General features: G+C 40.3%; 15 protein-coding genes and 1 pseudogene. 8 read left to right on the top strand and 8 right to left on the bottom strand.

What is annotated here, in order from left to right; translation table 11 throughout:
• The 3 genes and pseudogenes from ATS71_RS19145 to ATS71_RS14195 all read right to left on the bottom strand — a co-directional run.
• Nucleotides 1–272: pseudogene (locus ATS71_RS19145) on the bottom strand (HAD family hydrolase); the annotation flags it as partial.
• 312 nt (nucleotides 273–584) lie between these two features.
• Nucleotides 585–1,079: a DUF6702 family protein gene (locus tag ATS71_RS14200; RefSeq protein ID WP_058405415.1), complete on the bottom strand. Its 495-nt coding sequence runs from the start codon at nucleotides 1,077–1,079 to the stop codon at nucleotides 585–587.
• Nucleotides 1,079–3,526, bottom strand: coding sequence for a M1 family metallopeptidase (locus ATS71_RS14195; protein WP_058405414.1), 2,448 nt, complete (start codon nucleotides 3,524–3,526; stop codon nucleotides 1,079–1,081). The genes ATS71_RS14200 and ATS71_RS14195 overlap by 1 nt, the downstream gene beginning before the upstream one ends.
• A gap of 555 nt (nucleotides 3,527–4,081) precedes the next feature.
• Here ATS71_RS14195 and ATS71_RS14190 point away from each other — a divergent pair.
• The 7 genes from ATS71_RS14190 to ATS71_RS14160 all read left to right on the top strand — a co-directional run bounded on the left by ATS71_RS14190 (nucleotide 4,082) and on the right by ATS71_RS14160 (nucleotide 11,445).
• On the top strand, nucleotides 4,082–4,318 hold the full coding sequence (locus ATS71_RS14190; protein ID WP_058405413.1) for a hypothetical protein: 237 nt from the start codon (nucleotides 4,082–4,084) through the stop codon (nucleotides 4,316–4,318).
• Between the two features lie 135 nt (nucleotides 4,319–4,453).
• Nucleotides 4,454–4,690 carry a hypothetical protein gene (locus tag ATS71_RS14185; protein ID WP_058405412.1) on the top strand — a complete coding sequence of 79 codons (237 nt, stop codon included), beginning with the start codon at nucleotides 4,454–4,456 and terminating at the stop codon, nucleotides 4,688–4,690.
• A 78-nt stretch (nucleotides 4,691–4,768) separates the two neighbouring features.
• On the top strand, nucleotides 4,769–6,004 hold the full coding sequence (locus tag ATS71_RS14180; protein ID WP_058405411.1) for an exonuclease SbcCD subunit D: 1,236 nt from the start codon (nucleotides 4,769–4,771) through the stop codon (nucleotides 6,002–6,004).
• Nucleotides 6,001–9,651 (top strand): AAA family ATPase, encoded by a 3,651-nt coding sequence (locus ATS71_RS14175; protein ID WP_058405410.1) that lies wholly within the window; start codon nucleotides 6,001–6,003, stop codon nucleotides 9,649–9,651. Before ATS71_RS14180 ends, ATS71_RS14175 begins: the two co-directional genes overlap by 4 nt.
• Nucleotides 9,652–9,671: 20 nt before the next feature.
• Nucleotides 9,672–10,328: a class I SAM-dependent methyltransferase gene (locus ATS71_RS14170; RefSeq protein ID WP_058405409.1), complete on the top strand. Its 657-nt coding sequence runs from the start codon at nucleotides 9,672–9,674 to the stop codon at nucleotides 10,326–10,328.
• A 149-nt stretch (nucleotides 10,329–10,477) separates the two neighbouring features.
• Nucleotides 10,478–10,924 carry a hypothetical protein gene (locus ATS71_RS14165; RefSeq protein ID WP_058405408.1) on the top strand — a complete coding sequence of 149 codons (447 nt, stop codon included), beginning with the start codon at nucleotides 10,478–10,480 and terminating at the stop codon, nucleotides 10,922–10,924.
• A gap of 128 nt (nucleotides 10,925–11,052) precedes the next feature.
• The gene (locus tag ATS71_RS14160) at nucleotides 11,053–11,445 is read left to right on the top strand and encodes a hypothetical protein (RefSeq protein ID WP_058405407.1); all 393 of its coding nucleotides are present in this window, start codon (nucleotides 11,053–11,055) and stop codon (nucleotides 11,443–11,445) included.
• A gap of 71 nt (nucleotides 11,446–11,516) precedes the next feature.
• Here ATS71_RS14160 and ATS71_RS14155 read toward each other — a convergent pair whose 3' ends face one another.
• Genes ATS71_RS14155 through ATS71_RS14145 form a run of 3 tightly spaced genes read right to left on the bottom strand, consistent with a single transcriptional unit; the run spans nucleotide 11,517 to nucleotide 12,925 of the window.
• Nucleotides 11,517–11,909: an ACT domain-containing protein gene (locus tag ATS71_RS14155; protein WP_058405406.1), complete on the bottom strand. Its 393-nt coding sequence runs from the start codon at nucleotides 11,907–11,909 to the stop codon at nucleotides 11,517–11,519.
• 17 nt (nucleotides 11,910–11,926) lie between these two features.
• Nucleotides 11,927–12,469 (bottom strand): DUF6942 family protein, encoded by a 543-nt coding sequence (locus ATS71_RS14150; protein WP_058405405.1) that lies wholly within the window; start codon nucleotides 12,467–12,469, stop codon nucleotides 11,927–11,929.
• A complete protein-coding gene (locus ATS71_RS14145) occupies nucleotides 12,470–12,925 on the bottom strand; it encodes a YaiI/YqxD family protein (RefSeq protein ID WP_058405404.1) in 456 nt (151 codons plus the stop codon). It abuts the gene before it with no gap.
• Between the two features lie 120 nt (nucleotides 12,926–13,045).
• On the opposite strand from ATS71_RS14145, the gene ATS71_RS14140 reads away from it, so the two are divergent.
• Complete coding sequence (locus ATS71_RS14140) at nucleotides 13,046–13,576, top strand: lipocalin family protein (protein ID WP_058405403.1); 531 nt, start codon at nucleotides 13,046–13,048, stop codon at nucleotides 13,574–13,576.
• 209 nt (nucleotides 13,577–13,785) lie between these two features.
• On the opposite strand, the gene ATS71_RS14135 is transcribed toward ATS71_RS14140, so the two are convergent.
• Both ATS71_RS14135 and ATS71_RS14130 read right to left on the bottom strand, forming a co-directional pair.
• Complete coding sequence (locus ATS71_RS14135) at nucleotides 13,786–14,109, bottom strand: DUF3325 domain-containing protein (protein ID WP_058405402.1); 324 nt, start codon at nucleotides 14,107–14,109, stop codon at nucleotides 13,786–13,788.
• On the bottom strand, nucleotides 14,106–15,206 hold a 1,101-nt coding region (locus tag ATS71_RS14130; protein ID WP_235591496.1), incomplete at its 5' end, for a PepSY-associated TM helix domain-containing protein. The genes ATS71_RS14130 and ATS71_RS14135, both read right to left, overlap by 4 nt.

Here is a 15,206-nt window from a genome sequence, read left to right as displayed (position 1 = left end):
GGAATATTTCGTTCATGTAAAAGTGCAATGGCTTCACTTACGCCAGGTAGTAACGTGGCATGTTGGGCGTCTAGTAATTCATGCTGATGAACAATGTTCATTGCCTCTTCGCGCATGTAAGGAGAAGGAAGTTCCGCTATAAAGTCGAGTAAATCTTCGTTATCGGGACAGCCAATTTGGGCTTTAATAAGTGAAAAGTCGAGCTCTGACGATACTAATGTACCATCTAGATCAAAAATAACACCATGGATAGCCTCTACCTGAGTCGTCATACCAATCCTTGTTTGTGAAAATAATTAGTTAAGCTTTTTTCAAACATAAAATTCTCTGAACTTACACCCTTAAATGGGAACAGTTAATACTAATTATATTTAAATTAATAGTGCGAGGTGTACATTAACTTCAAAGCAACTACCAATGAAAAGAAGCTTAGCAGCTAGTTGTATGTTGCGCAAAACAAGGTAAATATAAACAACCTGGATTTTTACGTATCTCAATATTTTACCGATCAATTATGAATACAGCTTAAACAGCGCATTAAAATGCGCACTTAAACAAAGTGCGCATTGTGTATTAATGATGAGTTAGTTAGTCTCAAAGCGAGCTTCAAGCCAGGTATCGTCTTGAGCAAAGTTGAGGGTTTTAACCCTACCTTTGCCTTCAACGTTGACCATATTTACTTGCGATGGCCACAAATCGCGCAGCGCACCGTTACTCATTTTTATCCCTTCAATTCCCTCTGGGATGGGCGCCTCTTGGTAAACCCAAAAAAACTTACCGTCAACCTGCGCGCCAACAAAACTTAGGGGCACAACGCCACCATTTAATGTTTGCAAAGCCACATGTGACTCAACATATTTGGCAAAGCGTTGTTGATCAGTTTTATTGCTAATTATATCAATTTTACCTTTAAATAAGCTGCTAACCGCATGCTCTGTATCGTGCAAGTAAAATCGATGCATAAGCTCAACGTTGTGGGTTCTTTTGTTAAAAAGTACGGTTGTAACAGATGATTTTAATTGATGCGCCAAACTTGGCGCAGCAACTAAAAGGCAAACGACAATAAGCAAAAAACGCATTATTGCTGTTCCTCAACGTCATCTTTTTCGTCTTTTTTCTCATCGCTCTTAAGCTCTGTTTTAATATCTTGCATGATATCGCGACTCACTTTAGCTTTGCTCTTACTCTTTTTAAACACTTCAATACGTGAAGGGATAATACGACGCGGGTAGTTATTGTTTTCTATATCGACATCTGCTGTTTCCCATCGCGGATCAACGCTTACTGATACAAGCGGTTTATCTTTATCTGTAACAATAAGCTTTTGCACGTTTTTATGATTACGACGCCAAATTTCAGCAGGTATATAGCGCTCTTCTTTGCTACCATCTTCGTACGTGAGCTCAAGTAAAATAGGCATTACCAAACCACCTAGGTTTGAAAATTCCATTACGTAATAGTTTTGATCGTCACTTAATGCGCGGTCTAGCGTTTTACGCTCCCACGGCTCAAGCCCTTTTAAAAACTTGTTGTAAGCATTACGCTCTTTATTCGTTACCGTAAAACGGTCATTTTCGTCGTAAAAATCGGTAATATCAGGGTTTTGCTCAACCCATGTTTTTTTACCTTCAGCGCGGTTACGCTCAACAAATAACGATGTTGGCTTATCGGCTTCAATATCACGTAGGCGGCTGTAGTCAATATCTGGATTTTTAGTATCTAAACGAAGTTGATACACTTTATCCAGCGAAATATCTACATGGTCTGTGGTGTAAAACCAACCACGCCAAAACCAATCTAAATCAACACCTGAAGCTTCTTCCATAGTACGGAAAAAATCAGCAGGAGTAGGGCGCTTATACTTCCAGCGTTGAGCATACTCTTTAAACGCAAAGTCGAACAAATCACGACCTAAAATCACTTCACGTAGAATGTTAAGCGCGGCAGCAGGTTTAGTATACGCATTAGGACCTAAGCGAAGTACGCTATCTGATTGCGTCATAATCGGCACTTGGACTTCAGATTTCATGTACGACACAATATCACGAGGCTCAACACCCCACGGAATAGTAGGGTCCCACTCGCGCCCAGCAACGCCATCTAAAAAGCTATTTAGGCCTTCATCCATCCACGTCCATTGACGTTCATCAGAGTTAACAATCATTGGGAAGTAGATATGACCAACTTCATGAATAACAACGCCAATTAAAAAACGTTTCTCTGATTGAGAATAAGTGCGTGTACCGTCATCTTGTAACTTAGTACGCGGACCGTTGAAAGTGATCATTGGGTATTCCATACCACCAACCGGACCATTTACCGATTGTGCAGTTGGGTATGGGTAATCAAACGAATACTTTGAATACACTTCCATTGTGTGTACTACTGATTCTGTAGAGTATTTTTTCCATAAGTCGCCACCCTCTTTAGGGAAAAACGACATTGCCATTACAAGTGGCTGAACATCGCCACCTTGCTGATACCCTTTTGCATCCCACATAAATTTACGTGAAGACGCCCACGCAAAATCACGAACATTTTCGGCTTTGAAGCGCCACGTTTTAGTTTTATCTGTGCCTTCTTTTTCGTTTTCGAGTGCTTCTTCTTCGGTCACTATAAACACTGGGCGCTTAGCCGTTTCCGATTGCTTTAAACGTTTACGCTGTGTGCTTGTAAGTACCTTACTTGGGTTATCTAACTTACCTGTTGCCGAAACAATGTGATCAGCGGGTACTGTAATTTCTACATCGTAGTCGCCAAACTCAAGGGTAAATTCACCCGACCCTAAAAAGGCTTTGTTTGTCCACGCTTCGTAATCTGTGTACGCTGCTAAACGCGGAAACCACTGTGCAAGTAAAAATATATCGTTGCCGTCTTTTTCAAAGTGCTCATAACCTGAACGCGCGCCTACAGCATCTTCTTCAACAATATTGAACGCAAAGTCCATGCTGAACTCAACTTCTTTACCTGGCTTTAGCGGCTCATTTAAGTCGATACGCATTAATGTATCTACAATTGTTACACGTAGTGCTTTGCCGTCTTCGTCTTTAACATTGCTAATTGCAAAGCCAAGCTCGTTATCGCTCATAAACTGCTGACGACGCAACTGCCCTAAGCTAAGTTTTGCTGGCTTTTGCGCTGGTAAGCTTTCAAGTGTGCTTTTAAATGTTTTTGTAGTTTCAGCAATTGAATCGCTTTTAAAAATATTTTGATCTAACTGTAACCATAAATATTTTAATGTATGCGGCGAGTTATTTTTATACTCAATACTTTGGCTTGCACTCAAACGACGTTTTTTTTCATCTAATTTCACGTCAATATCGTAATTTACTTTTTGTTGCCAGTAATTTTCACCCGGCTCACCCGCTGCGCTACGATACACATTTGGTGTAGGTAATGCCTCGTCTAATTGACGAAACTTATCAACGAACGACCCTTTTGTTTGTTCAACTGAAGACGCAAAAGCACCGCCCGACATTACCACTGGCAATAAAAGCGCACTTAGCGTAAGACTTATTTTTTTCATTGTTAGTCCTAAATTAATTTTGTGAGCATACTGTGTCAAATATAGTCATTTTCTTCAATTAAATAGCGACCAAACACCCTATTTTTAGGGTGGTATTCACTGATAATTAAAACAATAAAATAAGAATAATATGTTACCTATTTCAGTTCATAAAAAAGTGTAAAGGGGGTTTACAATTTACAAGCCGAATAGGATATTAAAAAGCAAAGGTATTACCCGCACTAATAACTTCAGGTCAAGTTCATCAAATTAGGGCGTGTTGATCTTTGATGGTTGAATTTGCAGCATGTTTGGCTTTTAGGCAAGGCAGAGTCTATGTAGTGTGGTTATTCCCCATAAATAGGCGATAACGCAGCATAAATGCCAAACAGGCGCTGCCCTTCGGGTTCTGCCTAGGGGCGATAAACTCTTTGTTACTCGGTTTTTACTTAGCCCACTAGGTTACAAACCTCGCGCCGCGATTTAATCACCCCTAGATTGAACAAATTTCACTCCGCAAAGGTCAACACGCCCTAAATTACAGTAAAATTAAGTGACGTTTTTTAGGTCCTCCATATGAAATTTTACATTGTGAAAAAGACCCAACAGTTAGAAGCGATCCCTGCCAATAAAGAGCTACTACAGCGCTACAAAAACAATCATTATTCGTATGTTAATGTTGTGTCTGCCTGCAATAAAGAAGATGCACTAAAACGCCTTAACACTGAACAAAAACACAGTAAAAAACGGCTAATAATTGGCGCAAATATTGCCGTGATTTCACTAATTTTAATTATTTGTACGATAAATTAAAAATACAGTAGTTTTTGGTTGATCTTTGTAGCCATTTGTATTTAAAATCGCCCACCTTTTTATTTGAGGCAAATAAATTACTAATATTTATCCTCAAATACAGTATCGATTACTAGTAAGAAATGCGGTGGGCTTATGGATTTTTATATCCTAAAAAAACAACAAGAACTAATTGCAATCCCAGCCAACGAAAACAGCTGTAAGCAGTATCTTGATTCAGGTTATTTTTACATTGACAAAGTAGCCGCTTGTAATGAAACGAATGCGCTTAAAAGGCTACAAACAAAGCAAACAAAAACGTTAAAAAAACCTCTGCTACTTGCATTAATTGCTTTGCCGATGATTTTTGGCATTTGGTACAGCTTAAGCTAACAGTTTAGTACTACAGAGGCTTGCATCTTTAACTGCCTTGGGTATATTGGCGCTCTTACTGGTTTTTAAGAGCGCGACATGAAAGTCCTCCACACTTCAGATTGGCACCTTGGCCAACAATTTTACGAACACGACCGCCGTGAAGAGCATCAAGCATTTTTTACCTGGTTACTTGCTACACTTGTTGAGCAGCAAATAGATTTATTATTAGTTGCAGGCGACATTTATCATACGGCAACACCAAGCGCTAGCGCCGAAAACCAACTTTATCAGTTTATAAAAGACGCCAAAAAACAGTGCCCACATTTACATGTTGTTATTATTGCGGGCAACCATGACTCTGCTAACCGTATATTGGCGGCTCAACCTTTACTTGCTCAGTTTGATACTCACGTAGTAGGTCGTTTTGATGTATCAGCGCCTAGCGATATTATTTTAGAAATAAATACTAATAATAAACGCGCTGTAATCGCCGCTATGCCTTTTTTACGCTCAAGCGATATAAGTTCACTAAGCCAAACAGAAAACGGCCCTAGCTACGCACAAGGCGTTGCAAAAGCATACGAAGTTGCCTTAAATCATGCTTATAAAATTAACAAGCAAAACGCACCACTCATAGTTATGGGCCACTTACACGCTAAAGGAGGCGACATATCAAGTAACTTAGTGATAGGTGGTGAAGAGTCTATTTCGGCCAATGTATTTGGCAGTAAAGCGAATTATTTCGCTTTGGGCCATTTACACAAAGCGCAACAAGTTGCTAAAAATGACGCTATTCGCTACAGCGGCACGCCTATTCCTATGTCGTTTTCAGAGCGTAATTATACTCACCAAGTTAATATTATTGAATTTATAAGCGATGAAAAAAAGAACATTAGTACAACTGTAAACCCCCTTTACATTCCGCGCTCAGCCGACGTTATCATTTTACCAAAAGGGGAGTGTGTACCATTAGATGAACTGTGCAAACAAATTAAAACCCTCGATACATCGCAAAATACCGTAGTACCCTATTTACGCGTAAAGCTTAAATCAAGTGATACCGACACCACATTCAGAGAACAAATAGAACAGGCACTGGAGGGCAAAAATGTAAAATTTTGCGGTATCGAACGCGTACGCGAACAATCAGATAACAACGGCAGCGACGCTGTATTTGAAGATTTAGGTGAGGTTGAAATGCTCAACCCACAAAATTTATTAGAGCAAGCTTTTGCAAACGATAAAGACATGGCAGGGCAAAGTGTACCCGATGAACTAAAAGCGCTTTTAAACGAAGTAATAAGTGAACTAGCGGAGCAAGAGCAACTATGAAAATAACCGCAGTACGCATACATAACTTAGCGTCGATAGTTGACGCCGAAATCGACTTTACACAAGCCCCACTTAAAGATGCAGGTTTATTTGCTATAACCGGCGACACCGGCGCAGGTAAAAGTACCTTTTTAGATGCCATTTGTTTAGCACTTTACACAAAAACAGCACGACTAAAGGGCGATAAAGGTAACCTGATTGATTTTAATGGCGACAGCATAAAATTAAACGATGCCCGTAACTTATTGCGCCGAGGAAAATGGGAAGGCTTCGCAGAAGTTGACTTTGTAGGGCAAGACAAACAGCTTTACCGCGCCCGTTATTCAATCCAGCGCACCCATAAAAAAGCCACAGGTAAATTAAAAGTAGCCGAGCATACGTTAGTTACCTTGCCAGATGAAACCCTCATAGCTGACAAAAGCCAAACACTAAAACAAATAGAAAGCAAAATAGGGCTAAGCTTTGAGCAATTCTCCCGTGCGGTATTACTAGCGCAGCACGAATTTGCTGCATTTTTAAAAGCCACAGGCGATGAACGCGCGCAATTATTAGAGTGCCTGACGGGCACCGATAAATTTAGCCTGATTGGTAAGCGTATATTTGAGCGCAACAAAGAACTAAAAGATGAGTTTGATTTATTACAAGCAAGCCTCGCAAGCTATACCTTATTGAGTGAAGATGAATTAGCACTAAAGCACACCACGCTTAATGAGCTAAAACAGCAAATAGAACACACTAAAAAAGTGCTAACAAGCGCAGAGCAAAATTTAAATTGGTACAAGCAAGCCAATACCCTTGAGCAAGCTCTTGAAGAAGCCACAAAAAATCAGCAGCATGCAAACAACGAACTTGCAGCAATTGCACAGCAAAGTGAGCAAGCAAAACAAGCACAAAGCGCGCTTGAAATAAAAGATAACCGTAAGCGGCATGCGTATTTAACGGCGCAAAATAACGCCCTTAATACACAAATACGTGACTTAAAAATTATTAACCATGCAGCGCTTATTGAAGAGCAAACCGCAACACTTAATACAAAGCAAAGCGAGTTAAAAATAGCGCAAGAGCAAAAGCAATCTGCTGAGCCAATTATTGCAAAAGCCCGCGTTCTCGACAGCCAGCTTGCTATACACGCACAAAATATTACTAGCCTTACTCAGCAACGCAACAAAGAACAACAGCAATTAAGTGATTTACACGCGCAACATAAACAAAGCCAAACCGCGCTTGATGAAGCAACTAAGCTAAACACGCAGCATCAGCAATGGCTTACTGAGCATACGCAGCTTAAGCCATTTGCGAATGATTGGAATTATTACCAACATAGCTTTAATCAGTATCTAAGCGCTAATGAGCAGCTTAAAGCAGCAGCAACTCAAAACCAGCAGTTACTAGCAGAGCAAACCAAACAGGCCGAGCTTTTAACAACGCAAAATAAAAAAGTAGAGCAGCAAGAGCAGCAACTAAGCCATGATCAAAAAAACCTAAATGAGCTGAACGAGCAACAACGCCAATTTAATATTGAGCAATGCGACAGCGAACTTAAAAATATTGATTACTTAAAAGAGCAGCGAATACGCTACACACAATTTACCCAAGAGCTTAAGCAAAGCACACAAACGCAAAATAACATTGCAGCTAAACTTAGCCAAAGTGAGCAACAGCAGCAGTTGCTTTTACAAAACCTAGCAACGTGCGAGCAAGCACTAAAACATAGCGAATACGCGCTAAACCAAGCTCGCCTTCGTGCCAGCGAAAACGTAGAGCATTTGCGCGCACAGCTTAACCCTAACGAGCCCTGCGTAGTGTGCGGTGCAACCGAGCACCCCTATGCTACTAATCAAAACCCGCAATTAAACAACTTAATAGCCGATTTTGAAGGCAGCTATACTAATGCCAAAAAGCAGCACGATAGTGCCCAAACGCAGTTACACACGTATCAAACCCAGCATGCCGTACTCGTTAACGAACACGCTCAGCACGGCCAAACCATTCAAGCGCTCAATGCTAAACGAAGCGAAATGAAAACTACCATGGAGGCTGCGCGTACTCACTTAAATGCCCTTACACCAGAGCAGCTTGATGAAAACTATAAACAACTCATCGAGCAAAAAGCGCAGTATTATGAATCGCAAAAACAGCAAAATGCCCTGCAAGAAAAAGTAAACCAACAACGAAACTCACTAAAAGCAGAGCAACAAACACAGCAGCAATTGCATAATTTAAATAGTGAATTAACCAATAAACTAAACCAAGTAAAGACAAAACACGCAGAGCTAACGTCGCAAATTAGTGAGCTAACTTCAGCACTTAATGCACAATTTGAACACAGCAACTTTTGGCAGCAACTACAAGCAGGCTCACTTAACCTTAGCGATTTAAGCCAGCAGGTTGATCAGTATCAGCAAACACATGCGCAACTTGAGCAAAGTCAAAAACAAATAGACACTGCCAATCAGCAATTGCAGCAACTTACGCCGCTAATGACTAAAAGCGAAAGTGCACTAAAAACACTAAAAGATGATTTAGCCAGTGCTCAGCAGTTACAAAATACAACACAAAGTGAGCGCCTTGCGTTATTTAATAACGAGCAAATAAGCGCAAACGACTATCAAGCAAAAATAAATGCCCTGCTTGAGCAATGCCAAGCTCAGTTAACTAACAGCCAGCAAGCTTATGATAGTGCTGTTAAAAAACGAGACGAGCATGCAATTGAGCTTAAAAACGCAGAGCTTCGCTTAGCCGAGCAAAGCACAGAGCTTACAACCCTTGAGGAACGTTATAACAAGTGGTTTAGCGACTTTAAAGCCCAGTACAGTGAGGCAACGCATGAGCAGATCACAATTTTACTAGCTTTAAGTAGTGAGCAAATTAAAGCCCATTTAACCCAGTTTGAGCAGCTTTCAGCTGCACTTTTAGATGCAAATGCTGCGCTTAAACAGCAACAAAGTGCGCATACAGATCACCAAAATACTAACAAGCCATCACAAAACCACGCTGAACTTAGCGAGCAATTAGCGGCATTAAATACAAAGCAAACTGAGCAGCAAAATAGTTTACTTACCATTAATACCGCCATAGAGCAGCATAATCAAAATGCCAAAGCGCTTGAGGGTAAACAAACTGAGCTAGTTGCCCTTAAAAAGCAGGTAGAGCAGTGGCACTTGCTTAATAAAGTATTAGGCGATGCAACCGGTAAAACCATGCGTAATTTAGCGCAAACACAAACGCTAAAAATATTACTACATTATGCAAATAGCCATTTAAAAACCCTTAACAAACGCTACGAGCTCACAGCCATTGCGCAATCGCTCGATATTGCCATTATTGACCGCGACATGGCCGACGAACAACGCTCGGTTAATACGCTCTCTGGTGGTGAATCATTTTTAGTCTCACTGGCACTGGCGTTAGGGCTTGCGTCACTTTCGTCGAATAAAGTGCAAATCAACTCTTTGTTTATTGACGAAGGGTTTGGTACGTTAGATAGCGAAACACTCAGCGTTGCTATGGACGCGCTCGATTCATTACAAGCACAAGGGCGCAAAGTTGGGGTTATATCGCATGTGAGTGAAATGAGCGAACGTGTAGCCACGCAAGTACATGTAAGTAAACAAAGTGGTGGATACTCCACTGTTGAAGTTTTATAAGCTGATTAAAGGAGTTAAAAATGCCAACATTTACAGGCGAGCAAGCAACCCATTACAACAGCCGCATAACGCGTTTAGTACCTGGTTATGAGCTATTGCACCAACTTACCACTGCACAACTTAAAGCATCACTTAACGATAACGCACATATTTTAGTTGTGGGCGCAGGCACAGGCAAAGAAATACTCGCCCTTGCCTCGCTTAACCCTACTTGGCAATTTACCGCGCAAGATACCTCAAGTGATATGCTCGCCATTGCTAAACAAGCGTTTGAAGAGCACGGCATAACAAAGCGCGTTAACGTTATTGAAGGCGAGCTTGATAAACTTTCGACCAAGGCAGATGCCGCACTATGCCTACTTGTAATGCACTTTTTAGAAGACGATGGCAGCAAAAAGCAGCTACTTAAAAACATTAAAGCTAATTTAAATAAAGGCGCGCACTTATATATTAGCGATTTAATGAAACCCGAAACCGACTTTGAGCGCGAAGCACAAATTACTGTGTGTGCCAATTTAGGCCTAAGTGATGCAGGGCAAGCCTACACAGCTCAAAACTTAGAAAGTGAATTTTATCCACTTGATAGAATGCGCTTTAGCGAGTTACTTAACGAGTGTAAATACGGTATTCCTAAGCTGTATTTTAAAGCGCTTGGTTTTAGCGGATACGTTGTTTAATCGCCTTAATTTAAACATCGGCTTTTCCTGAGTCGATGTTTTCCTCTGAACACATTCTTACAACTTCTAACAGCTACAAACAAAGCTCTCACAGTTTTATTACGAATTAGCGATTATGATTGTACTCATTATCAACACAGAGAATAATCATGAAAAAAAGTTTAATTGCCCTTTTATTACTGTCTGGCTGTGCTTCTCAAGGCGTTGACCGTGACGACCAAGGTCATATCATTAAGCATTACTATGCAACAGTCGAATCGATTGAAAAGGTAAAGCTGTCATCTGAAGTAGGGACCGGAATCATGGTTGGTGCCGGCGTTGGTTTAGCCGAAGATTTAGATGGTAACACCGAAGACATGATCAGCGGCGCCATTGCGGGAGCATTGGTTGGCGGACTCTTTACGGCTTTGTTTGAAGGCGGAAACACAGCATATCAATACACACTTAACGATGCAGAGAACGGCGAGTTTATAGTTATTCAAAAGAAAAAACTGCCTAATAGCACTCGCTGTGTAAGAGTTAAAACTGGAAATAAAGTAAAGCTAGAAGCGGCTAATAACAGCTTTTGCATAAACAATAAAAGTACCGAAAGCTAAGCTAGCGAAAAAAGTTGTATTATTTATTACTTACAAAATGTTGCAATTAAACCAACCCATTAAAACTACTTTTTGGTGTGCTTTGTTATAAGCTCTTTAGCAGTATATTTATCCATCAAGGAAGCACTATGAAGTTTGAACAGTTATTAAATAATTTTGATATGGGCGTTTGTGTTGAGCAACTTCAAAAAGAATCGCTATTAGATCTGGCTTTACTTTTTGTTACCGTTGATGGCTCTATCGCTGACGAAGAGCTAAATGTAGTGAGTGCTTGGGCACAAAAAATTGAATGGAACTCAGCAATACAAATAGACAATTATATTATAGAAATGACTAAAAAATGTGTTTCAGCTGTGCAGGCAAACGAAATAGAGTCATTTATTCAACACCGTATGTCGCACATTATTGACCAACCAATGAGGGTGTTTGTTTTAGAGCTACTCAAGCAAGTAATTGAAGCTGATGGCATAACCCATGAAAACGAAATTAAAGCATTAAATATAGTTGAATCGATTGTGTAATTACAAAAACTAAAAACTCGGTTAGGGCAGTAAACAACCCATAACCGAGTGATTATATAGTTAAGTTTAATTTAACAAATCTCTTTAAGTGCTCGCAATGCAGCCAGTGCCTTATCGGTTTGTACAAAAATATGGTCGTGATAAAACGCAGCCACTACATTAGCGCTAATATTATGCTCGGTTAATTTAGCCGATACCGCAGCAGTTAGCCCAACAGCCTCTAAGCTTGAATGCACATTAAGGGTAATTAAATTATATTTACCCTCATAAGTAATGCCGGCTTTGTCGGCGGTATCTGCATTTAAAATAAGGGTTAACCCCTCTTCTTCAACATAGCTGGCAAGTGGATTTAAGTGAACGTAGTCGGCAAGGCCACCTGCTAAACAGCAAAATATGTATTCACCTTGCTTAAGCTCAGGGTTCATTGTTTTAAGCAAGGTGTTCAGTTCTAAAATTCCCGCCATGTGGATTCCTTACATTTTCAATTAGCTGTTTTAAGCTTAGCTACAAGCTCGCTTAATCGAGCTATTTTAATATTACTTAACTGCCTGTAATCAAAATATGGACACACAATAATGTGGTTGGTTGTATCAATTGCAAACTCATCGTCGAGCCAATTAAATTGCGCATTAAGCTTACCTTGTTGAAGTAAGTTTTTAGCGTGTGTACGCCCAGCAATTATATGTAGCTGGTTTTTGTTAGTGCCGTTAATAATAGGCGCACTAAATAAAAGGGCTGTTTTACTGTTATTTTGCAGTAAAAATTTATCGCGATACGCTTGCCAGCTATCGGCTTGTTTAGCAAAGCTGTAATGCTCGCTCGGGAGAGCAAACAACACTTTAGCGTATACGTTAAACACCTTGCGCCAACCATTTCCACAGTGCTGGTTTATGGTATTTATTTGCTCGTTGATTACAGGCTCAACACTTTGCAGGGTTTCAAAGTAGGGCATAGGCGGTGCTTTTGCGACATACACAGCTACATTAAAATCATGCTCGCCTAAGCCAACAGCTTGATCTGTCACTTACTTGGCCTTGTTTTGAGCTAAAATGCGGTCAAGGTTATTAGCAAAGTTTTGGCGGTCAGTTTGGCTAAGTGGTGGTGGCCCGCCACTCATTTCAACGCCGCTTGAACGCATAGTATCCATAAAGTCGCGCACGTTTAGTAACGAGCGAATGTTTTCTGGCGTGTAAAGCTCGCCACGCGGGTTAAGTGCTTGGCCACCGTTGTCTATAACTTCGCTGGCAAGGGGTATGTCGCCCGTGATAACTAAATCACCTTTTTCTACACGTTTTACTATTTCGTCATCGGCCACATCAAACCCGCTCGAAACCTGTACCCGGCTAATAAATTTTGAAGGCGGAATGCGCATTGCATGGTTAGCCACTAAGATGGTTGGTGTTTGTGTGCGCTCTGCGGCTCTAAAAAGAATTTCTTTTATAACCACGGGGCACGCGTCGGCATCTACCCATATTTTCATGCTTTAATCTTTTAATTGCTCTAGTATTTAGCTGATCCTATAGCAATTTATTTTAATCGGCTAGCAAACTTTATTGGCTTATAGCCGTACAAACAGCATCATATTTAAAAAGGAGCTTTCATGAAGGCCATTACAACTATTTTACTTATTACAGGGTTATTTTTACTCACTGCCTGCACAAGTGCACCTGAAGGTATTACCCCTGTTAAAAACTTTGACCTTGAGCAATACAAAGGTAAGTGGTACGAAATTGCCCGCCTTAATCACTCATTTGAAGAAGGTATGGAGCAAGTAACCGCGACTTACACAGTAAACGACGACGGCACAGTAAAGGTGCTTAACAAAGGGTATATTACTAAAGAGCAAAAGTGGGATGAAGCGGAAGGTTTAGCTAAATTTGTAGAAAGCAGTGACACGGGCCATTTTAAAGTGTCGTTTTTTGGCCCATTTTATGGTGCTTACTTAATTTTTGAGCTCGACCAAGCCGATTACCAATACGCGTTTATAACGAGCTATAACCGCGACTTTTTATGGTTTTTATCGCGTAAGCCTAAAGTTAGCGACGAGCTTAAACAACATTTTATAGCTAAAGCTAAAAAACTTGGTTTTGCTACAGAGCAAATAATTTGGGTAGAACAAAAAGGTGTGTAAAGCCCCTTTACAGCTGTCATAAAAGTATCATGTCATTGTAAATTAACTTAAATATTAATTGGCTATACTGCTTGTACTTGCCGTGAGACAGCGAGTGTTGGACATACTGAATATCCCCCCTATTTTTGGCAAGCCTAATGGCTTGCCATTTTTTTGCCTAAAATTTATAGCTACAGATCACGATTTTACTAACTAAAGCTAATTTAACGCTAAAATAGCCCACTCACTGTAATTAATACCGCATTTAAAACACTAAATACTTTTACAAGCCTAGTTAGTAAATTATAAAAAATCGTTATAATTAAAATACTTAAACTCATAAAACCACAAAACAGCAGTCCGCCATAGCCACTTTGTGTTTCTACACATATCGCTAAACTTAGTAAAATACTGATCCAAGCAATAGCTAAAAGCAGTGTGCGTTGTAATTCGGTAGGACGTTTTTTAAAAACATCTTTAAAGTGGTTAAATTTAGCCAGCGCAAAACCATTAAACGCGAACAAACACAGGCTAAAACTGAATAAATCAATCATGCTTTTTGCCTTTTATTAGTGTTTGAACGACTACTTGAGAGTGTGTGTTTTGCTTTTGTAGCAGTACGTAATTTTTCGGTTTGTACTAAAAACAATATACTAAAGAGCAAAAATAGCGCATCAAATATAAATAACGCCCACTGTTTATGCATTAAATAACTAACAATATTGCCATTAGTTGTGAGCGCATTAACTACAGGTACGCTTAAACATGCAAGCGCATTAATAGCGGCCATTACTCGCCATTGCAGCTTATCGCGTTTAATTAAGGCAATAACACCCACCACTAACCAAGCTAAAAAGAACGCTGTTACTTCTTTATCGTCGCGCCCAGAAAGGGTAGGGCTAAGTAACCTATTGGCAATAAAAAATGCGCAGGTTGCAAGCGGTAAGCCCATAATAGTCGCAAGGTTTAAGCCTTCCACTAATTGTAAGCCAAACGATGCTTTACCTTTATTGCGCTCGCGTATACGTTTAGCCCACATTATGCAGCCAGTAGCTATCATCACACAGCCTGCAATACCGCCTAATACATACAACCAGCGTAATAACGGTGTGGCAAAACGCCCTGTGTGCATAGAGTTAAGTGACTCGTAAAGCGCCTTACTGTTAGTGAGTTCATCATCACTTTGTGCAACTAACTCGCCTGTGGCACCACTAAATAAAAGCCTTGGCGTTTGATCGCGCAGCGCCTTAACTGGGTCTACCAAAACAGTAACCGTTGAGGCCGCCATATTAGGCTCGCTTACTCTAACACTGCGTATATCTGCATCTGGCCACTTAGTATAAACCTGATCCAAAATAGTGTTAATAGGCATCATTGCTGCGCTACCTTGCGCTTTATTAGTCACGTTATTACTAGGCGATACATCGTTAAAAAAACCACGCATGCCATTGTCGTAGGTAGTTAGCGCAGGGTAGGGGAACAACATAAAAATAAGCGTAATAATACCTGTGTAGGTAATCATTAAATGAAATGGCAGTGCAAGTACCGAGCTTAAATTGTGCGCATCTAACCAGCTACGCACTCCTTTGTTACGCCTAAAACTAAACATATCTTTAAAAATACGTTTATGAATAACTACACCCGATATAAT

It is taken from the genome of Pseudoalteromonas sp. H71 (assembly GCF_001468485.1).
In the GTDB taxonomy this organism is placed as follows: Bacteria; Pseudomonadota; Gammaproteobacteria; order Enterobacterales; family Alteromonadaceae; genus Pseudoalteromonas.
This window is presented reverse-complemented; position numbering and strand designations above follow the sequence as displayed.

Coding starts and splice junctions, on each gene's coding strand:
- ATS71_RS14200 (WP_058405415.1), bottom strand. CDS start 1,079: ATGCGTTTTTTGCTTATTGTCGTTTGCCTTTTAGTTGCTGCGCCAAGT.
- ATS71_RS14195 (WP_058405414.1), bottom strand. CDS start 3,526: ATGAAAAAAATAAGTCTTACGCTAAGTGCGCTTTTATTGCCAGTGGTA.
- ATS71_RS14190 (WP_058405413.1), top strand. CDS start 4,082: ATGAAATTTTACATTGTGAAAAAGACCCAACAGTTAGAAGCGATCCCT.
- ATS71_RS14185 (WP_058405412.1), top strand. CDS start 4,454: ATGGATTTTTATATCCTAAAAAAACAACAAGAACTAATTGCAATCCCA.
- ATS71_RS14180 (WP_058405411.1), top strand. CDS start 4,769: ATGAAAGTCCTCCACACTTCAGATTGGCACCTTGGCCAACAATTTTAC.
- ATS71_RS14175 (WP_058405410.1), top strand. CDS start 6,001: ATGAAAATAACCGCAGTACGCATACATAACTTAGCGTCGATAGTTGAC.
- ATS71_RS14170 (WP_058405409.1), top strand. CDS start 9,672: ATGCCAACATTTACAGGCGAGCAAGCAACCCATTACAACAGCCGCATA.
- ATS71_RS14165 (WP_058405408.1), top strand. CDS start 10,478: ATGAAAAAAAGTTTAATTGCCCTTTTATTACTGTCTGGCTGTGCTTCT.
- ATS71_RS14160 (WP_058405407.1), top strand. CDS start 11,053: ATGAAGTTTGAACAGTTATTAAATAATTTTGATATGGGCGTTTGTGTT.
- ATS71_RS14155 (WP_058405406.1), bottom strand. CDS start 11,909: ATGGCGGGAATTTTAGAACTGAACACCTTGCTTAAAACAATGAACCCT.
- ATS71_RS14145 (WP_058405404.1), bottom strand. CDS start 12,925: ATGAAAATATGGGTAGATGCCGACGCGTGCCCCGTGGTTATAAAAGAA.
- ATS71_RS14140 (WP_058405403.1), top strand. CDS start 13,046: ATGAAGGCCATTACAACTATTTTACTTATTACAGGGTTATTTTTACTC.
- ATS71_RS14135 (WP_058405402.1), bottom strand. CDS start 14,109: ATGATTGATTTATTCAGTTTTAGCCTGTGTTTGTTCGCGTTTAATGGT.